Consider the following 19,113-nt stretch of genomic DNA (forward strand, 5'->3'; position numbering starts at 1 on the left):
TAAAGTTTTTAGTTTTTCTTAGGAATTTAGAAACTTGCCTTACCATCAAAAATAGTCAGCTTATGCAAATTTTCCATGCCTGCAATAATGGGTCTAGCTTTTGCAATGAGATTTTGAAAAACTTCCAAGGTCAGACTGTCATTGTGAGCTTGCTCGCTCTCCCAAACTTCGTAAATATAGATGCTGTTGGGTTCATCTGCCTTCTCACCTAAGATATAGCAGAAACAAGTGTCAAGATTTTGCATTTCTTTGACAACTTCTTGCATGTAAGCAGTAAGTTCCTGCACCTTTCCTTCTTGGGCCATTAATTTCCCATAAACACAAAATTTTTCCATTAGGATCTCTCCTTATTACTGAGCTACCAATGTTTCCAAGCTTTCCCCAATCGCAGCCAAACGCTCCATCACTTCTGCCTGGCTCAAGCCGTTTTCAGCCACATAACGGTTGCGAGGGTGAACACGACATTCGTGAGAACAGCCACGGAGGTACTTGTCTTCATTTTCTTCAGAGGTCAGGATGCGACGGTTACACTCTGGATTGCCACAGTTGACATAGCGCTCGCAAGGAGTACCGTCAAACCAGTCTTTCCCAATCACAACTGGATCAACATGGTTGATATCAACGGAGATACGCTCATCAAAGACATACATCTTGCCGTCCCAAAGCTCACCTTGAACTTCTGGATCCTTGCCGTAAGTCGCGATACCGCCATGAAGCTGACCGACATCCTTGTATCCTTCACGTACCATCCAGCCTGAGAATTTCTCACAACGAACACCACCGGTACAGTAAACAACCACGCGCTTGTCCATGAACTTCTCTTTGTTATCACGGACCCATTGCGGCAATTCGCGGAAGTTGCGGATGTCTGGACGGATGGCTCCGCGGAAGTGGCCTAGATCGTACTCGTAGTCGTTACGAGTGTCTAAGACAACAGTGTCTTCGTCCAAAAGGGCTTCCTTAAATTCCTTAGGTGACAGGTAAGCTCCTGTCGTCTCCAACGGGTTGATGTCATTGTCAAAATCATTGTCTTCCAAGCCCAAGTGCACAATTTCCTTCTTGTAGCGAACAAACATTTTCTTGAAAGCTTGTTCATTTTCTTCGTCAATCTTGAACCAAAGATCTTCCATGCCCGGTAGGGAATGCACATAATCCATGTATTTTTGAGTGGTTTCATAATCACCAGAAACCGTTCCATTGATTCCCTCATCTGCCACCAAGATACGGCCTTTCAGACCGATAGATTTACAGAAGGCCAGATGATCAGCTGCAAATTTCTCAGCATTCTCAATCGGAACATATTTGTAGTAAAGTAGGACGCGAATATCTTTTGCCATAAGATTTCAACTCTCTTTTCTCTATAAAATTTTCTGAATTTTTTAATTCATCTATATATTATAACCTGATTAAAAAAACTGGGCAAAATATTTGTTTGAAAAATAGCAGAGCTGGAAAGTTTAAGCGAGAAGGACAGCTTATCTCTCTTCTTCCAATTGGTCCAAATACTTCTCAAAGCGCTTTTTCTGCCATTTATTTATATACTCCAAGAAAATATTGACCAGCAGCATAAAGGGAAAGTTAATGACAAAAGTAATTAAAATAACGAATAGAAACATGGGGTGAAAAACACTATTATGATAAATAGCATGATTCAGTTGGAAATTCTGGCAAGCAATCAAGAAGGTCAGAAAACCTGTCGAAACCAGTAAGCCCCAGATAGTCAGACTGAAACTATTGTAATAATTAGCTCCCAGATACTGAGTTCGACACATGAAATAAAAACTGGTGATGAGAATCAAAAGCAAGAAGGGCTGATAGTGAACGACTCCCCCATTCATTGCTACAGAACCAGCATATAAGGCTAAACCACCATACAAGAAGAGACTAAAAGACTCCATACCAGCCTTATTAACCAGCTGCTCTTCCCGCTCGTCCAAGATCTGTCGTTTAATAAGTTTAATTTTCATGACTAGTCCTTTCTCTATTCAATCCAAAACAATTGATCCAACGTCTTATTGAGACATTTGCAAATCGCTAAGCATAAACTGAGACTGGGATTGTACTTACCTGCCTCAATCAGGCCAATGGTCTGGCGGGTCACTCCGATAGCATCTGCTAAATCGCCCTGAGTCATATCATGCTCGACTCGCGCCATCTTTAGCTTAAGATTTTTTGCCATGATCATTGTCCTTATCATTTTTCTTCTTAGTTGCTATGCCTAAAAGTGCACAACCAATTGTAATATCACTGCCAGCAAAAATAAGAAAAGTCTGATTTTGATTGTTCAGTCCTATAACCAAAAAAATGATACCCAAAACAAGCCAAATAAGTGGTGAATATATATTTTTGATGTTTTTCATATCGCTTCTCCCTTCATTTTTATAAGTCCATTATACAATATATTTTAAATAATGCAATATATAAATTACATTTTGTTTTTTATTTTGTACAAAAAAAGACCAGGAATTCTCCCAATCTTTCAATTTTTGATGTAATCAATCTTTTTTGAGACTTCCTGCGCGTGTGCGGGTGCGAGCGTAAGCAGTCAGCAAGACAGTTCCGATGACTGCTACTGTCGCAGAATTCACCAGAATTGCTACAATACTTTGAGCAATGACCTTATTGACCGGCTCACCAGATACAATCACATCACCAATCGGGCCGATTAGCCAAGCGATTGCATTGGCTCCAAACTGGATTAGGTTAAAGCGGATAATATCCTTGACTTCAAATTTGCCTTCTTCCACTTGGAAGAATTTTCTAAAGAAGCCAACTAATAGACCGAAGACCCCGCTGCCGGCAATCCAGAACCACCAAAGTCCGCCACCGCTCATAGCGTCTTTAATGGCGTGGCCAATGAAGCCCATCAGGAAACCGACGATTGGTCCAAAGATGACGCTAAAAAGAGCTTGCAGAGGGTATTGGAGCTGGATGCTGGTATTTGGTACAGGCGTTGGAATATTGATCATTCCGATGACCACGAATAGGGCTGCTCCAATGCCTGTTGCGACTACGTTTCTGATTGTATTATTTTTCATTTTCTTCTTCCTTAATTTTCAATTCTTTTGATTTCAATATGCCATTGGGCACCGACACCAACATTGTAGGCCTTAGCAAAGGAACCTTGGTTAATCGCTAAGCCGACCCGATAGAGGGAGTTAATATAAAGGATAGGCTGACCGATGCGGACATCCGCAAAGGACTTGCCATAGGTTACTTGGTTTTGATAAACCAGCATATCATTGTTGTAGATGGTAACCTCGAAGCGGTCGCCAAATTCTGGTTTTAAGGTGCAGAATTCCTCACGGGTGATAGAGGTCCAGAGAGAACCAAAGCGGACATCCAGGATATCAATAGCTCCGCTAACATAATTATCCGCTAGCGTAGTTTCGACTACCTGAATTTCGACAATGTCTTCAACTTTAAGCTCTGGTCCAACCTCTTCAAAGCTGATATGGCCGCTGGCTAGCTTAGCACCCGTATAGGCATAGACATCACGGCCGTGGAAAGTATAAGAATGCTCCGTATCCTTGCGACGATTTTCCACCTCAGAAATTTCCCGAATGGCCTCAATGCCGACATGCTTCTTGATGAAAGACAGGGTGCCATTGTCAGGCGTAACGATGTACTGACCTTTTTTAGTCTTGGCTACCACACTCTTACGCTTGGAGCCCACACCCGGATCCACTACTGACACAAAGGTCGTTCCTGCCGGCCAGTAATTAACTGTCTGAAAGAGACGATAGCTTCCCTCAAAGATATTGTAAGGGGTGATATCGTGAGTCAGATGATGAATTTTCAGAGTGGGCGACTCTTCTAGCGCCACTCCGATCATGGCTGACACAGCTCCATCTACCAGACCAAAGTCCGACTGGAGTACGAGTAAATTGTTCATATTTTCTCCTTAGTTATATTTTCGATGATATTTAGACCGAAGCTGACTTAGAATGTCTAGCTTTAAGGATCTTCCTACCTAACAGGGCTCCAAGTAAAGCCCCCAGAAAAATGCTGGCTACAAACCAGAGGACTAAGCTGGGTTCTGGCTTAAGCATGACCTGGTCGATATAAGCCTGAGTCTTTCCTCTGGCAAGAAGACTAGCTTCATACTGCTTGGGAGCCAGCCACATTAGGAAAATAGGACCCGCTGTGCTAAAGCTGAAAACCATAAAAGCCAGCAAGTTTCTAACAGTCTTTTGATAGCTACCTGACCGAGCTATAAGATCCGCTAAAACACCACAAATCAAACCTGGTAGAAAGGCTCCAAAGCCATGTCGACTGAGCAGAAAGAAGAAACCTAGCAGACAGCCTAAGCCGCTGATCAGACCGAAGGTCTTTATTTTCTCTGTATAGAAGATGAACAGAACTCCGCCAAAGAAAGCTGTAAAAGCTGGAGCGTAAAACATATTGCCGGAGTGGTCAAATAGAAGCCCAACCAAGACGCCTAAGATCATGGCTAGGAAATAAAAGAGGTAAAAGAAGCCAGCCTGCTTCAGTTTGTCTTTTCTTATAGAGTATAGCATAAGCCTTCCTTTCCCGCTAGTCAGCTCGACGATAACTGCCAATCAAGTCTTGAATGAGCTCTATGTGAGTATAGTAGTCAGCAATTTTCACATTCTCATCTCCGCCATGATCTCGACTATTGGCATTGCCGAGTCCGAAAGCCGCCATAGGAACCTCCAAGGCCTCATAGACCGTGTGCATCGGACCAGTTCCAGCTGAAGTCGGCAGAACAGATATGCCCTCTTGGTAATAATCTTTAGCCAGTTCGATAAGATTGAGAATGGAAGGTGCACTCATGTCGCTTCGATAGCTCATCTCTCCCAAGGTATAGGTCAGCTCAACCGCTGGATAGCCATTTTTATCCAGCTGCTGACGAATCTTGTCCAAAACATCTTGTGGTTCCAGACCTGGCACCAGACGAACCTCCATCTTGGCCTGGGCATCTGAAGGTAAAATGGTTTTTACTCCTTGACCCTGATAGCCTGATCCGAAGCCTTCAATATTCAACGAAGGTTCAAAGTAAAAGCGACGGAGAAATTCCTTCCGCTCGTCCAGCAAAACCGGTAATTTCAAGCCATAGACTTGACTCAACTCTTCAGGAGTCCGCAGGGCATATTCCTCAATTAGGGCCAGCTCACGCTCGTTGGGCTCTTGAACCTGCTCATAGATGCCTTCAACTAAGATGCGACCGTCTGGACTGCGCAAGCTGGATAGAGCATTGAGCAAATACCAGGAAGCGGAATTGATAACCCCACCGAAGCTGGAATGGATGTCTACATCTGCACTTTTGACCGTCATATCGAAGGTAACAATTCCCTTGTTACCGCCTGAGATTTCCAGCTGACCTAGATTGTTGCGGCTGCCTTGCTCCCAGACCAGCAAATCTGCTCCTCGCAGGCGTTTGCGATGCTTGGCCAAATATTTATCCAAGTCTGTCGAAGCGGACTCTTCTGCTCCTTCCATCATAAAAATGATATTGACCGGCAAATCACCGTGCTCTCGAATATACTTACGAACGGCCGTCAAACGAGCGGTAATGTGCCCCTTGTCATCATCCACTCCTCGCCCATACATAACCCCATAATGAACTGACAATGTAAAAGGATCATTTGTCCATGGCTGGTCATCGTCTGCCGGCACTGTATCGTAGTGGTTGTAGAAAATAATAGTCTTAGCAGCAGGATTTGAAGAAAGAAACTCCGCCAAAATAAATGGAGCAGTATAGCTATCATCAATCATGACCTTGGCACCTGCAGCTGTAAAAATCTCTCCTAAATAATTGGCTACTTCCTGCAGACCAATCTGCTGGGCAAAGATTGATTTTTTAGAAATCAAGGTCCGCAGCACTTCAAAATAGTGCTGGGCTACCTCGTCGTTTTCAAATTTCTTGATTTGTTCAGTCTCAGTTGAGAAAGGCATGCGTTACTCCTATTAACAGCAGATAAAGGGCTGGGGAAATAAGCTTCCCCGCCCTTATCGTATTTCTTGTATCAAAGTCTAGTCAGCCAAATTGCAGACTGGACTTGATGGGATTTCTTACTTGATGTCTTTTGCATCTGGCAGGTAAGAGCCGCCAAAGAATTCTTGTGATAGTTTTTCAAGCGTACCATCCTCATAGAGTTCTTTGATTCGCTTGTTGACAAATTTTTGCAAGTCTTCCTGACCGCTTGCAATAATCGGATAGACATAAGGCTGCTGGTCGCTTGGAAGCTCAATCACTTCCAGATTATTCAAGCCTTGGTCCTTGATAATAGACTCTACAGTTATGCGCTCAAAAATCTTATAGTCCGTACGGCCGTCATTGAGATTGGCCAAGATTTGCTGAATGGTTCCGTCCGTATAATTGATTTTTGTCGGTTTGTCGCTATGCTCCTTGTTGTAGTCCTCTAGTTGCTGAGCTGTTGAAGTCCCCTGAACAACCTCAGTAGACTTGCCGCCAATGTCATCCAGTGATTTGATTCCCTCGCCCTTACGGACAACTAGAACTGTTGGATTTTTCGCATATGGACTAGCATAGAGATATTTGTCAGCTCGTTCTTCGGAATAGCTGATATTATTTGCACCAATCTGGTAACGGTCACTGTCCAGACCTGAGAAAATAGAAGCCCACTTGGTCTTATTGAAATTGACTTCATACTTGTCTGATCCCTTAAAAATAGCACGAAGGACTTCGATATCGTAGCCAGTCAGTTTACCGTCTTTATCCTCGTATGAAAATGGTTTGGTCGTTCCCACTGTTCCGACTTCTACCTTTGTTTTCTCTGTTTTCTTCTCACTTGATGATGAGCAAGCCACCAAGGCACCAATGGCCAAGACACTGACGGCTGCCAGAGAGAAGTATTTCAAGGTTTTCTTCAGGTTCATATTTCGAATTCCTCCTAAAAAGTCTTTCTTTATCATATCAAATAAGGAGAAACTTGACCATTATATATTTTTTATGGAGGTGATAGCTTTTCTTTATCAGCTTTGAGGCAGTCATTCACTAGACTTTCTGCCTGTAGTGTTGCAGGAGAAAGAGGGCACTTTCGACATAGTAAGGAACGGAAACTTTAAAGGCTTCGTCGTCAATGACCATGCTGTCGTGATGGAGGTCAGGAGCATTTTCTGCCCCATTTGAGCCGATAAAGGCAAAAACGCCTGGAAGCTTCTCCTGATAAAAGGCAAAATCTTCTCCAGCCGAGGATGGATTGGCAGGCAGGACCTCTGCCAGATTCTGTGAGTGCTCATAGAGCAGCTCAGCCAATTCGGTGTCATTATAGGTCACTGGCGGAGTATGGTCCCAAGAAATCCGGACTTGAGCCCTAAAATTCTCAGCTGTATTCTCTACAATTCGGATAAAGTCTTCTTTGAGACGCTGCTGCAAGGTCGGATTGAAGCTACGGATAGTCCCTTCAAAAAAGCCCGACTGCGGCAGTACATTCCAGGTCGCTCCTGCTTCGATATGAGTCACAGATAAGACAGCCGCTTCAAAAGGAGACACTGTGCGGGTCACTAGCGCCTGCAGATTTTGAATCATACTGGTCAAGGTCAATACTGTATCAACACCCAAATCTGGTCTAGCCGCATGGCTGCTGACGCCTTCCACCTCCACCTTGAACTTCTCAACCCCAGCCATCATGGCTCCTGCTTTAAGTGCTAGCTGTCCCGCCTTAAGCTGGGGCATATTGTGAAAGCCGATAATAGCAGACACACCGTCCAGCAAACCAGTCGCAAGAACCTGACTGGCTCCCTGAGAAGTTTCCTCAGCCGGCTGAAAAATCAAACGAACCGTTCCTCTCAAATCACCTTCCATAGCCTTGAGCAGCTCCGCTGCCCCCAAAAGGCTGGTCTGATGAAAATCATGGCCGCAAGCGTGCATGACGCCTGCATTCTGACTGGCGTAAGGCAGACCAGTCTGCTCCAAAATGGGCAGAGCATCGATATCTGCTCTCAGGGCAATAACTGGCTTGCCAGAGCCAACTTCGGCAACTAGGCCGGTTTTCATACCGGATTCTAAAATCCTAATCTCCAAATCTTCCAGATAGCTTCTTAGGAAAGCTGTCGTTTCAAATTCCTGCCCAGACAGTTCTGGATGCTGATGAAGATAATGCCGCGTTTGCATCAGTTTATCATAAAATTTTTTCATGGCAGACTCCTTTACTCGAATACACCTATCTACCATCCAGTATAGCACAAAGCAAGACGAGGGCACAAAAATAGAGAGCAAATAATCAATAATCAGCCCTCTAATTTTGCTATTATGAGATATCGCCTTCGAAAGAAATGACAATGGATTCATAAGAAAAATCACGCTCCAAGACCCATTTGCCATCTGTCTTGACAAATTTCAGCTGATAATCTCGTTCTGGGGTGAGAAGCGGCCGTGAGTCCAATCCAGCCATCATGTCATCAGCATAATTCTTATCCTGTGCTTTATAGAATTCCGAAAGATTCGCATACTCAGAACGATGCTTGTCAGAAAACTCTTTACTGTAGTTCAGGATGGTTTTACTTAGACTGACCGTTCTCGGTTTAATCTTGATCACTATCTCGTTCGGCATGTACTGGGCTACTGTATAAGAAATTTCGGAGCGTTTTGCATTATTTTCCACATAGGCATCGATAAAGGTATTGACTTCCTTATCAGTAAAGGGATAGTCATGCAATTTACGTTTGAAGTCTTCAGCAAAAGCTGCTCTAAAGTCATTTTTATCTTGCTCCAAATTACCGCCCAAGACAAAATCTTCCTTGCCCTTGGATGACTTTGCCTTGTCTTTGCTTTTGGCGTCTCCACCTAAGAAAACGGCATTCAGATAATCAGAAGCTAGTTTCTTTGAATCTTCGATTTGATCAGGATAGCTCGAAGGATCAACATTTAGCTTGATTTCTTCTGTTTTCTCATCAGCATCATAAGTTTTCTTCTCATAGTGCAGCTCATATTTTTTATCCTTTTCAACCTTAAATACAAGATAACCAGAAAGAGTCTTTCCCTTAGCTAAATCTTCATATTTCAGTATTTTAAAGTTTTCTGCATCATCATAAACTCCGACCGGCTGGATTTTCTCACCTTCTGAATCATAAAAGCCAATGTCTGAAGAGGAAATCATGATTTTTTCATCTGTTTTATTCTTAATTTCCAATGACAAAGCTAAGTATTTTGAATCAGCGGCCCCATTGCTTGGCAAAATAAACTGGCCTTCCTTAATCTTGATATCTACCTGTCCATTGCTGGCTACTTTCTTGTCCTTCTTCTCCTGACTTTGCTTACTTGTAAGATCCTGATTTGGAGTCGGAAGCAAGGCACAGGCAGTTAAGCTCATTCCTGCTAAAAGCAAGGTTGTGTATTGAAATACTTTTTTCATCATTGTCTCCTTAATAACTTAATAATATGACCTTTCTATTTCACCATACTTAGCTGCGCTGGTAAATACAGTTTGAGGCTTCTCATCACAGAAAAACCTGTAGCTCCAACTACAGGTCAAGTATCTTTAGAATCCATCTACATTCGTATAGATTTTTTGGACATCTTCGTCGTCTTCCAAAACGCTATAAAGTTTTTCAAAGGTTTCGAGGTCTTCACCAGTCAACTCTACTTCAGACTGAGGAATCATTTCAAGCTCAGTTACTTGGAATTCTTGAATGCCAGATTCACGCAGAGCCACGATAGCCTTGTGAAGGTCAGTTGGCGCTGTATAGACAGTGATGCTTCCTTCTTCTGCTTCAACATCATCAACATCCACATCCGCTTCCAGCAGCTGTTCAAAGACACTGTCAGCGTCGTCCCCAGCAAAGACAATCACGCCTTTATTATCAAAAAGATAAGATACAGAGCCGCTAGCTCCCATATTACCGCCATTTTTCCCAAAGGCTGCACGAACATTGGCTGCAGTCCGATTGACATTTGAAGTCAGAGTATCGACAATCAGCATAGAACCGTTTGGCCCAAATCCTTCATAGCGGCCTTCAGTAAAGGTTTCGTCCGTGTTTCCTTTTGCCTTATCAATGGCCTTGTCAATGACATGCTTAGGCACCTGAGCCTGCTTAGCTCGATCAATAACGAATTTCAAAGCTGTGTTAGACTCTGGATCTGGATCACCTTTTTTAGCTGCTACATAGATTTCCACACCAAACTTAGCATATACTTTTGAGTTCGCGCCGTCTTTGGCCGTTTTCTTTGCCACAATATTGGCCCATTTACGTCCCATTGGAGATTCTCCTTTTGATAAATTACATTTTTAATCTTTCTTATTATAACACAGGGAATCAGAAAAATCACTAAGAAAAAATGATAGCTCCTAGAAGATTCTGGTTGTATTGTTCAACTCCTGCTGGACTGAAATCGAGACAAAATTGATTTCTGTTTTCCTTTCATAAAAAATCCAGTCGCTAAAAGAGCAACTGGACGGTACATTCTATTTCCCGAAACCGGCAGGTCTGTCATAACGGACCTTTACCGAAATCCATCAATAATATCACTGATAATTTTTCACAATAGATAAATCCGGTTTGCACCTGCTTAAACAGTCAAAAACATCCTCTATTCTGCCATCTAAAAAAGTGACATCTACTCGAACGGACTTGCCATGATAAGGCTTGACATATAGGTAGTCTCTCCGATAGCGCCTGACCCCCAGTCGAAAAGAAGGCTGCCCATCAGAAGTTCTGCCCCAAGCCGGCCGGTAAAAGACACTTTCCAGCTGATTCCAAGCAAAGCTATGCTTTTTCAAGAAAGCACCTCGCACGGTTAGGCCCCATTCTGTTCCTGCAAGAACAAAGCACTTTTTACTCAGCTTGCGTCCCGCATGAACTATTGCAAATATTTCGATTACAGCAGTCATGAAAAAAGCAAGTATAAAAGGCAAACTGAACGAGCGTATTCCTGCTCCAGGCATGGCTTTATCAATTGAAAACAAGAGCAAGGAAGCTAAGGCACCGAAAATGATGCCTGAGACTAAGAAGACAGATGCCAAGATGACTATGGTCAAATAGAGTCCTCTACGGTAGCGAAATGAAAACAATAAAGGCATGACTTTTCCTTTCTCAGCTAATAGTTTTGCTTATGCTTTACTGAGGCGCCTTAAATTCATCTTCCTCTACATTATTCCAGTCAGAATATTGAGTATCTGTTTGAACATCCAAACTGCCTTCTTCACCTTTATAAGATAGACCTAGCTTGAAGTCTTTTAAGAATAAGGTCTTTTTATCCAAGCGTACTTCTAACGTTTTATCCATATCAGCCTGAGTAACACCTGTCAGCTCTAGTTTGAATTCTTCACCAAAAAGTCCTAGCAAATCAGCATTTTTGCTACTTAATTTAAAGATATATTCATCACCGCTTTCCTTTACAGTGACATCATCAGCCATTTGATAAAAGCCATCCATAAGTTTGAAATAATCGGGCTGAACATAATAATCTGCCCCGCTTCCCATTTCTTGCTTAGACCATGTTCCATTTTTAGAAGAACGAGTATACAAAAGTTTATTCTCTCCGCCTGGCATAATCGCTTCTTGATAACTCTCCTGACCGCTCTCTTTTCCATCTATGATTAAATGCCCCTTGGCCAGCTCATCCGTGCTTTTATCATAGAGAAGATCCCCGCTCATCGTTTGAGTTTTATTGGAACCATCTACAGTGATAGATAGTTTTACCTTCATTTTCATTGAAGTTAGATCTTCATTCGCAGTTTCTGCTTTCTCCAAGAGTTCTTCAATATCGTCAGAAGAAGTATTCTTTTGGCTCTCACGGGAGCTATTCTCAGTCCCACCCTGATTCTTTTGAGAATGCTTCTGCCCAATCAAGCTACAAGCCCCTAAACTAAGCGTAAGCAAGGCTGTAAGGGCCATAAAGGTAATCTTTTTGAATTTCATGAGTCTTCCTCCTTTGAGACATGGATAGGAAAGATAAGCATTCAATCAGCACAGCAATGTTTTATTGACCGAATGCTAGCTTTCATACCTACAGTCAAACCGCTAAAAAGCAAATCATGCTTCTTAGTGAAAACAAGTTTATTTGTTTATTATACCATTTTTTATTTACCGTCGCAAACAAAGCAAAAAGGCTGAACATTCAGCCTTACTTGTCTTTCATAATCGGAACCCGTCCAAAATTCTGTTCCATAAGTGCAGGATTGCCTAGCTGATAGACCTTATCAGCCTGCTGGGTTAGACTATCCCATGGCTCCTTGCCGATACGGCTGACCAGTTCAACTTTTCCCTTAAGCTGGGACAAATGCTGGCGCCCCTGCTCGGAAAAGCCTAAAATATGAACACCTGACGGAAGTTCTTCTTGTCTAGCCCCGACCAGGATATAGGTCAGCAGACGCCGAACCCGAGCCTTGGTATAGCGCTTGGTCGCCACCTGCTCAACTAGCTCTTCTATGGCCTCACTGCTTTTCAAGGCCTCTCTAATCCTAACGGCCAACTCCTGATTGACCTGATAAAAGTCCGTTAAATCCGGACAAGTCGTGATTTGGTAACGGAGGTAAGGAAAGAGGTCTTCCCAAGTCACCTTTGCTGCCTTCTCGAGCAAGTGATGGGCTGGAGTGAATTTTTTGAGAAAGTCTGGCTGATCTAGATTCTGACGAAGGGCAGTTGCGGAGGCGAATTCTTGATCAGCCGATAAGGAATGATAGCCGGCTCCCTGACGTTGAATCGGGCACAGCTTGATAGCCTTTCCTGCCACAGCCTTGGCATAGGCCAAGCCTAAGATATGATTGGGGGTAGAGCCTGAGAAATTGAGCCCTGCAAACTCCTGCCACATGGCCTGAGTCTTCTGGGGATATGATAGGGAATCAGGCAAGCCAGCCAGATAAGCCTCCATCTGCTCTGCCTTCTCGCCATAGACCCTCGAAATACTCCCATAGTCCAACACTTCCTCAGTTCCAAAAGTCAGATGCTCAATGCCCAGTCTCTCTAAGATGTCTACTGCCCCCTTAGCGAAAAAGTCTGCCGCCTGAACGCTGACCAAGAAAGGCAACTCAAGGACCAAATCCGCTCCAGCTTCCAAAGCCATCTGTGCCCGAGTCCACTTGTCCACGATAGCCGGCTCTCCGCGCTGAACAAAATTGCCACTCATAGCAATGATTTTCAGACTAGAAGCCTGCTCCAGCAGATATTTGTGCCCATTATGAAAAGGATTAAACTCTGCGATAATACCCGTAACTGTCATCTCATTTCTCCGCCACAAAGAACCAACGAGCGCTCTTGTCAGTTGGCTCCTTGTCCTCAAAGTCCGCATAAACCTTGACGTTCTTAAAGCCTGCCTGCTCCAGCAAGATATCATAGGTCAGAATCTCATAGGTCCGCTCCTCATGCACCTCATCATGGCGCGTGAAGCGCCCATCCTCGTCTTGGACAAAGAAGGTCAGCTCATGCACGATAGAATGAGGCGGTTCGTCCGCATAGGAATCCCATACCATAGCAAAGGTTTCAGCATTTTCGTGATAGGAATAGCCAGGAAAAACCTCGTCAATCTGGTAAATCGAGTGTACGTCAAAGATAAAGCGGCCGCCCTCATTTAGATGCTGGTAGACTTGAGTGAAGACCTGACCAACATCGACTTCGTCCTCCATATAGCAAATCGAGTCTGAATAGCAAGTCACCAAATCAAACTGACCGACGCCACTCAAATCCAGCATATTGCCCTGGATAAAGGGAATATCCAAACCGGCCTCTATGCTACGCTTCTCTGCCAAATCCAGCATTTCCTGACTCAGGTCCAGCCCTGTCACCTCAAGACCCGCTTGCTTAAAATAAATGGACTGGATGCCCGTACCGCAGGCTAGCTCCAGCAGTTTTTTCTTATCCTTGGGAAAATAACGCAGGCTGAAATCCGTCCACTTCTCATACAAAGAATCATCCATAATCGCATCGTAAACCGACGCGAAGGTTTCATAAGTTGCCATACTTTTCCTTTCAAAAATAGCCCAGCCAGCAGGCTGACTGAGCCGAATTCTACTTTCTGTCTAAGGGCAAAAAATTACTTGTTTTTTTCTTCCAATAAGGCTGCAACATCCACACCAGTTGCTTCGTGCCACAACTTTTCCAGATTGTAATGCGCCCGCATTTCCTCAGAAAAGACATGGACAACCACGCCACCCAAGTCTAAGAGAACCCAGCCACCAGCTGCATTACCCTCAACATGACCAGCAGAAACACCCGCCGCTGCAGCTTTCTCACGGATATTTTCAGCGACCGCATCCAGCTGACGACTGTTCATAGAGCTAACGATGACAAAGTAATCTGTCACCGTAGTCAGACCTTGCAAGTCTAAAGCCACAATATCTTCTGCACGCTTTTCATCAGCCGCTTTCACGACCAGTTCCAATAATTCTTGTTCTTTCATAGTTCCTCTTTAATTAAAAATGTTTTTGTAATCTAGAACATCCGCAAAACGTCCGTCCCAAATTTTTTGGTAAAAAGTATTTATTTTTTCTGCCGAAGCGTCTTCTCCATCAAAAGTTGTAAAAGCACCTTCTGGAATGACAAGTTTATAATCAAATTCAAATCCAACTTTAACTGATGCATCTACACAATATTCTGTCTGCATTCCACATAAAACTAGACGGCCAATATCTTCTTTATCCAAGTAGTCTTTTAAACCAGTCTCTTTAAATATACTATTATATTTCTTCTGAAAGACCTTTTCGTCTGACTTCCGATTTAAGAGAGGAGACAACTGCCAATCTTCCAATGCACTGTCTTCTGGATTTTCAATATGCTGAATATAGATAATTTCGACACCTTTACTCCTAGCCTGAAGTTGCAGAAAGGAAATTTTATCCATCATTTTATCAGACTGAAAACCTGTCTCCACTAAGATATTTTGTACATCTATAATGATTAGAGCTGTTTTCATTCTTCTATTTCCTTTAAATACCCTACAAAGGTATTGTAAGTCTCCAAGGTTTGCGGATAGATGGGCATCCCCTTATGGGCTAGATGCTCCACCGTCCTTGCTGTTTCATAGGCCACAGCTAAATTAAGCGACCGCTGAGCCAAGTCTCTAGCCTTGTCTACTCCCGGAAAATCCCGGTTGTGCTCAATATAGTCGGCGACATAGACGACCTTGTCCAGCTCAGACATGGTAGCGCTCCCTACTGTATGAATCTTGATGGCTCGCAGAATCTCAGCATCTTCGATGCCTAAATCTTCCTGAATCTTGTAAATGCCCACCATGCCATGCCAGACATTATTGCCCCAGTTTTTCAGGTCAGGATCCAGCTGATATTTATCAATCAAGGATAGGAATTCCTCATCCGAGACTTTTTTAGCATAGTCGTGCAGGAGTCCTGCCAAACCCGCTTTTTCAACATCAAGACCGAAGTGCTCCGCTAATTCACGAGCAGCCTTTTCCACACCTAGACAATGCCGCAGGCGTTTCTCAGGCATGACGGTTTCCATCTTAGCCAGTAAGGCCTCACGACTCATGCTGATATAGCTTTCATAGGTCATAGGTAAAGTCCTTCTTTCTCAATATAGTCTAAGACCGGCTGAGGCAGCAGGAAATTAGGAGTCCGTCCCTGAGCAAGAAAATCCCGCACCATACTGGAGGAAATATCCATAAGGGGCACATCCACCCAGATGACAGGGTAAGAAGTCCCCGCCTTGTAGCGCAGCCGCTGAACACCGACAAATTGAACTAGCTCAACCAGCTCATCAATCCGGTACCACTTGGGCAGATAGTCCACCATATCCGCACCGATGATAAAGTAATAGTCCGTATCGGGATGTTGCTCTGTCAGGAGCTTCATAGTGTCGTAGGTATAGGAAATTCCCTTACGCTCCAGCTCAATGGGCTCAATCCCTAGACCTTCAATGCCCTCGATAGCCAGTTCCAGCATTTTCAGCCGATGCTTTTCATCAATGGTCTCTTTCTTGTCCACATGCGGCGGCTCGTACTCTGGCATGAGCAGGACCTGATCCAAGCCCAACTGTTGCCGGACCTGATCCGCCACGACCAAATGAGCATTGTGGACAGGGTTGAAATTGCCACCTAAAATGCCAATCTGCTTGCGTTTTTTATCTTTAACTTCTGGTTCTAAATCCACCTTGGTAAAGGGGGTCAGTAATTCAATAGCCATAGGCTGACATCTCCACAGAAATTTTTCCTTACACTTGTTTAACTTTGACCGAGAGTTTGCGATTTTCCTTCTTGCTGGACTGCTTGTAGAGAATCAAGATCCGGCCAATCTTCTGCACCGTATCCACTCCGATTTCCTCTTCCAGAATCTCCGCAACTTCATGGATATTCTCATCCGTATTTTGCAAGAGGGTAACCTTGATCAGCTCTCGCGCATCCAGCGCCTGACGGACACTGGTTTTGATTTGGTCGTTGAGTCCATTTTTCCCTATCTGAATGATAGGTTTGAGACTATGCGCCTGACTGTTGAGAAAGGCTCTTTGTTTTGATGTTAGTGTCATGTTCTTCTATAAGGCTTGATACAGCTAGGATTCGCTTTACTCCCCACTGTTCATAGCCTTTTCCTTCCTTATTTTAAGGGAATTTCTTCCCCTTGGTGTCTTGAGTATTATATAATAGCTTTCCGAGTGACAACTGCCACGCCTTCTGGTGCCCATCCGGCTACTCTGGCAGGACCACTGACGCGAATCCAACCCAGACCAGAGAAGACGATATCCGTCTTGTCCTTGATGGTAAATTCATGCTTGACCAAGGCTGGAAACTCTTCCTTTTCCTTGCCAACCGGCGGCACCAAGAGACTGCCGACATGCTTATCATAAAAGTTGCTAGCACACTGCAACTTGGTCCGGTGGAGCTTAAGCTCATTGTCAAAATAAGCCGTGAAGCCTTGCTTGTCACCTGCCACAAAGTCGAAACGGCCTAGACCACCCAAAAAGAGGGTTTGATTTGGATTAAGCTGGTAGGTTTTGGGCTTGATTTCCTTTTTGGGACTGATATATTTGAGATTCTTAGCAGAAAGATAGTGAGCCATCTGGTGACGATGGATAATGCCCGGCGTATCATAGATATGACTGCCATCTGCCAAAGGAATCTCGATTTTATCCAAAGTTGTGCCCGGGAAGCGCGAAGTCGTAATAATATCCTTGTCGCCTGTGATTTCTTGAATAATGGCGTTAATCAAAGTAGACTTGCCCACATTGGTCACGCCAACCACATAAACATCACGTCCCTTGCGGCAATGCTCGATTTTGTCAATCAAGTCCTTGATCGCCTGCTTGTTCTGAGCAGAGGTCAGGACCACATCAACTGGACGCAAACCTTCTTCATGAGCTCGCTCCGTCAGCCATTGGGTCACCTTGCTATCCTTGACCGACTTAGGCAGAATGTCCTTTTTATTCCCAACCAAGAGAACATCGTTTCCAGCAACAAAGCGAGGCAGGCCAGGGATGACCGATCCATTAAAGTCAAAAATATCGACAACATTGACGACCAAGGCGTCGCTATCTCCAACCTCATGCAGAAGCCGCAGAAAGTCATCATCCGTCAGCTGGACATCGCTGATTTCATTATAATGGCGCAGTCGGAAACAGCGCTGACAATAGAGTTCGCCTGTCTCCAAGCCTTTTTCCAGAGCTGACTGAGGTGTGTAGCCCAGCTTGCCCTTATCTTCTGTCTGAATAGGGGCTCCGCAGCCGATACAGAGAAGTTCTTCCATGCTTAAATTCCTTTTTTGTATTGAATTGGGCCGTATTTTTCAGTAATTTTCTTGAGCACGCGGCGTTCACGCGCCCGATTGATCTGGGTCTTGATAGAGTCGTGCTCAACCAGCGGTTTGACCAAAATCGAACGAATCCCGGCCCGATGTGCTGCCCGAATATCCGTCATGAGCTGGTCACCCACCATGACCACTTCATTTTTTTCGAAATGAAAAAGCTTGAGTGCTCGATCAATTCCCCAAGTGAAGGGTTTCATGGCCCAGTAGACATAGTCAATTTCAAACTTTTCAACAGCCCGCTTGACCCGTTTTTGGTTATTATTGGACACCACGATTATCCGAATGCCCGCGTCCCGCAAATCATGGAGCCACTTCTTCATCTCTGGAGTCCCATCAGGATTATTCCAAGCAATCAAGGTGTTATCCAAATCCACCAAAACCGCTTTGATCCCCTGTCTTTTCAAACTCTCTACTGTCAAATCGTAAACTGCCTCGACCGCAAAGTCCGGCATATAATCTTCAATCGCCACATCTCTCTCCAAAAATTCGTATTCTCATTATTATAGCATAAAATAGGCTTTTTGGCACTCATGCTCCTATTTCTTCTAGAGCGAATAGGTAATGTTCACTTTTCTATTTTTCAAGCAAATGAAAACAGCTTCCTAAGTGGGAAGCTTCATTTAAAATGGAACAAAAATCATGCCATAAGACCACTATCTATTTTTTTCGCTCTCTAACTTTTTTTCATAAAATTTTTGAAGTTTATAAATAATACCGGTAGCACCCTCTGCTTCATCTTTTTTTATGTGAAGAACCTTAGAAAATTTCTGAAGATCCTTTTCTTCATCACCAGGGGCAATGCGAATGTCAACAGATTGCCATTCACCATCTTTCTCTTCGTAGCCTACTAAAGCAACTAAAAACTGTTTCCCCTCTATATGGCTACGTGTAAAGAAATCCGCTGTATCACTAAAAAGACCATCGTGATATTGAGGATTAGCTTCTGCAAACAGTATAACATCTGCTTTCTTAAGCTCTCCATCAACACTAGATAAGAGTTGCTCATCTACATACTCAATCTGTAAGCGCATTTCTACTACTGGAAATAACCAAAAGGATTGGTTATAACTTGAATCTGGACTCATAATTTTGTCATAGCTATTCACAAACTCTGCGACTCCTCCCAAAAGGAACAAGGAGAAATAACTAACTATAAATAGTAAAGTACATTTTTTTTCGAAATATACGTAACAGATTAAGAAAGAAATAATTAAAAATAATACAAAGAAAATAATTGTATGAGGGTGGAAAAATGTTCTTATGAGATTCTCATATGCAATCTCCCACAATTTTTGATGATATAAGTTTAGAAATTCTTCCACTATAACTCTCCTAACTCCTAGAATTTTTAGTTCGAGCACAAGCACTCTCTCTAATTTTTGAATGCTTATAGATTATTGCTTACCAGTCATATCATTATATCATCTTTCATACTTTT

At 43.5% G+C, this 19,113-nt stretch carries 26 protein-coding genes; 1 reads left to right on the top strand and 25 read right to left on the bottom strand.

The genetic code is table 11. From position 1 onward, the window contains the following. Positions 1 to 26: 26 nt before the first annotated feature. From O3621_RS08900 to O3621_RS08965, 14 genes are all read right to left on the bottom strand, one after another. A complete protein-coding gene (locus O3621_RS08900; RefSeq protein ID WP_002903981.1) occupies positions 27 to 335 on the bottom strand; it encodes a putative quinol monooxygenase in 309 nt (102 codons plus the stop codon). Positions 336 to 350: 15 nt separating this feature from the next. Next, the gene (locus tag O3621_RS08905; RefSeq protein ID WP_002915762.1) at positions 351 to 1,337 is read right to left on the bottom strand and encodes a rhodanese-related sulfurtransferase; all 987 of its coding nucleotides are present in this window, start codon (positions 1,335 to 1,337) and stop codon (positions 351 to 353) included. A gap of 138 nt (positions 1,338 to 1,475) precedes the next feature. Further along, positions 1,476 to 1,967 carry a DUF6773 family protein gene (locus O3621_RS08910; RefSeq protein WP_314448960.1) on the bottom strand — a complete coding sequence of 164 codons (492 nt, stop codon included), beginning with the start codon at positions 1,965 to 1,967 and terminating at the stop codon, positions 1,476 to 1,478. Positions 1,968 to 1,981: 14 nt separating this feature from the next. Beyond that, positions 1,982 to 2,179 carry a helix-turn-helix transcriptional regulator gene (locus tag O3621_RS08915; protein ID WP_125434198.1) on the bottom strand — a complete coding sequence of 66 codons (198 nt, stop codon included), beginning with the start codon at positions 2,177 to 2,179 and terminating at the stop codon, positions 1,982 to 1,984. Beyond that, complete coding sequence (locus O3621_RS08920; RefSeq protein ID WP_125434199.1) at positions 2,163 to 2,360, bottom strand: hypothetical protein; 198 nt, start codon at positions 2,358 to 2,360, stop codon at positions 2,163 to 2,165. The genes O3621_RS08915 and O3621_RS08920 overlap by 17 nt, the downstream gene beginning before the upstream one ends. Positions 2,361 to 2,495: 135 nt before the next feature. Continuing rightward, positions 2,496 to 3,038, bottom strand: a complete 543-nt coding sequence (locus O3621_RS08925; RefSeq protein WP_002900998.1) for an ECF-type riboflavin transporter substrate-binding protein — start codon at positions 3,036 to 3,038, stop codon at positions 2,496 to 2,498. 11 nt (positions 3,039 to 3,049) lie between these two features. Next, positions 3,050 to 3,895, bottom strand: coding sequence for an S-adenosyl-l-methionine hydroxide adenosyltransferase family protein (locus tag O3621_RS08930; protein WP_002911906.1), 846 nt, complete (start codon positions 3,893 to 3,895; stop codon positions 3,050 to 3,052). Between the two features lie 31 nt (positions 3,896 to 3,926). Then, positions 3,927 to 4,520 carry an MptD family putative ECF transporter S component gene (locus O3621_RS08935; protein WP_268697786.1) on the bottom strand — a complete coding sequence of 198 codons (594 nt, stop codon included), beginning with the start codon at positions 4,518 to 4,520 and terminating at the stop codon, positions 3,927 to 3,929. A gap of 16 nt (positions 4,521 to 4,536) precedes the next feature. Beyond that, on the bottom strand, positions 4,537 to 5,919 hold the full coding sequence (locus O3621_RS08940) for a M20/M25/M40 family metallo-hydrolase (RefSeq protein WP_268697787.1): 1,383 nt from the start codon (positions 5,917 to 5,919) through the stop codon (positions 4,537 to 4,539). 117 nt (positions 5,920 to 6,036) lie between these two features. Beyond that, positions 6,037 to 6,864 carry an amino acid ABC transporter substrate-binding protein gene (locus O3621_RS08945; protein WP_314448969.1) on the bottom strand — a complete coding sequence of 276 codons (828 nt, stop codon included), beginning with the start codon at positions 6,862 to 6,864 and terminating at the stop codon, positions 6,037 to 6,039. 118 nt (positions 6,865 to 6,982) lie between these two features. Next, positions 6,983 to 8,125 carry a M20 peptidase aminoacylase family protein gene (locus O3621_RS08950; RefSeq protein ID WP_314448972.1) on the bottom strand — a complete coding sequence of 381 codons (1,143 nt, stop codon included), beginning with the start codon at positions 8,123 to 8,125 and terminating at the stop codon, positions 6,983 to 6,985. Between the two features lie 112 nt (positions 8,126 to 8,237). After that, entirely contained in the window at positions 8,238 to 9,344 is a 1,107-nt protein-coding gene (locus O3621_RS08955; protein ID WP_185760137.1) for a DUF4352 domain-containing protein, read from the bottom strand. A 123-nt stretch (positions 9,345 to 9,467) separates the two neighbouring features. Further along, positions 9,468 to 10,184, bottom strand: a complete 717-nt coding sequence (locus O3621_RS08960) for a YebC/PmpR family DNA-binding transcriptional regulator (protein WP_002901009.1) — start codon at positions 10,182 to 10,184, stop codon at positions 9,468 to 9,470. 267 nt (positions 10,185 to 10,451) lie between these two features. Continuing rightward, on the bottom strand, positions 10,452 to 10,817 hold the full coding sequence (locus O3621_RS08965; protein WP_002919499.1) for a hypothetical protein: 366 nt from the start codon (positions 10,815 to 10,817) through the stop codon (positions 10,452 to 10,454). On the opposite strand from O3621_RS08965, the gene O3621_RS08970 reads away from it, so the two are divergent. Continuing rightward, positions 10,816 to 10,968, top strand: coding sequence for a hypothetical protein (locus O3621_RS08970; RefSeq protein WP_002919500.1), 153 nt, complete (start codon positions 10,816 to 10,818; stop codon positions 10,966 to 10,968). The two genes, O3621_RS08965 and O3621_RS08970, sit on opposite strands and share 2 nt — an antisense overlap. Before the next feature lie 75 nt (positions 10,969 to 11,043). Here O3621_RS08970 and O3621_RS08975 read toward each other — a convergent pair whose 3' ends face one another. The 11 genes from O3621_RS08975 to O3621_RS09025 all read right to left on the bottom strand — a co-directional run bounded on the left by O3621_RS08975 (position 11,044) and on the right by O3621_RS09025 (position 18,997). Then, positions 11,044 to 11,847: a DUF6612 family protein gene (locus tag O3621_RS08975; RefSeq protein WP_004187994.1), complete on the bottom strand. Its 804-nt coding sequence runs from the start codon at positions 11,845 to 11,847 to the stop codon at positions 11,044 to 11,046. Between the two features lie 205 nt (positions 11,848 to 12,052). Then, a complete protein-coding gene (locus tag O3621_RS08980; protein ID WP_371514064.1) occupies positions 12,053 to 13,147 on the bottom strand; it encodes a nucleotidyltransferase in 1,095 nt (364 codons plus the stop codon). 1 nt (position 13,148) lies between these two features. Beyond that, the gene (locus O3621_RS08985) at positions 13,149 to 13,883 is read right to left on the bottom strand and encodes a class I SAM-dependent methyltransferase (protein WP_125330659.1); all 735 of its coding nucleotides are present in this window, start codon (positions 13,881 to 13,883) and stop codon (positions 13,149 to 13,151) included. Between the two features lie 74 nt (positions 13,884 to 13,957). Next, entirely contained in the window at positions 13,958 to 14,323 is a 366-nt protein-coding gene (gene rsfS / locus O3621_RS08990) for a ribosome silencing factor (protein ID WP_371514065.1), read from the bottom strand. 9 nt (positions 14,324 to 14,332) lie between these two features. Next, positions 14,333 to 14,836 (bottom strand): cysteine hydrolase family protein, encoded by a 504-nt coding sequence (locus tag O3621_RS08995; protein ID WP_371514066.1) that lies wholly within the window; start codon positions 14,834 to 14,836, stop codon positions 14,333 to 14,335. After that, positions 14,833 to 15,432, bottom strand: coding sequence for a bis(5'-nucleosyl)-tetraphosphatase (symmetrical) YqeK (gene yqeK, locus O3621_RS09000; RefSeq protein WP_371514067.1), 600 nt, complete (start codon positions 15,430 to 15,432; stop codon positions 14,833 to 14,835). The genes O3621_RS08995 and yqeK overlap by 4 nt, the downstream gene beginning before the upstream one ends. Beyond that, the gene (locus O3621_RS09005) at positions 15,429 to 16,061 is read right to left on the bottom strand and encodes a nicotinate-nucleotide adenylyltransferase (protein WP_371514068.1); all 633 of its coding nucleotides are present in this window, start codon (positions 16,059 to 16,061) and stop codon (positions 15,429 to 15,431) included. Before O3621_RS09005 ends, yqeK begins: the two co-directional genes overlap by 4 nt. Positions 16,062 to 16,089: 28 nt before the next feature. Then, a complete protein-coding gene (yhbY, locus tag O3621_RS09010; protein ID WP_125330663.1) occupies positions 16,090 to 16,401 on the bottom strand; it encodes a ribosome assembly RNA-binding protein YhbY in 312 nt (103 codons plus the stop codon). Between the two features lie 107 nt (positions 16,402 to 16,508). After that, entirely contained in the window at positions 16,509 to 17,615 is a 1,107-nt protein-coding gene (gene yqeH / locus O3621_RS09015) for a ribosome biogenesis GTPase YqeH (protein ID WP_371514069.1), read from the bottom strand. A gap of 2 nt (positions 17,616 to 17,617) precedes the next feature. Beyond that, complete coding sequence (locus O3621_RS09020) at positions 17,618 to 18,145, bottom strand: YqeG family HAD IIIA-type phosphatase (RefSeq protein WP_005592391.1); 528 nt, start codon at positions 18,143 to 18,145, stop codon at positions 17,618 to 17,620. Between the two features lie 183 nt (positions 18,146 to 18,328). After that, positions 18,329 to 18,997, bottom strand: a complete 669-nt coding sequence (locus O3621_RS09025) for a hypothetical protein (protein ID WP_260468379.1) — start codon at positions 18,995 to 18,997, stop codon at positions 18,329 to 18,331. Positions 18,998 to 19,113: the final 116 nt, after the last annotated feature.

The sequence above is a fragment of the Streptococcus sp. 20925_1_22 genome (genome assembly GCF_041431685.1).
GTDB lineage: Bacteria > Bacillota > Bacilli > Lactobacillales > Streptococcaceae > Streptococcus.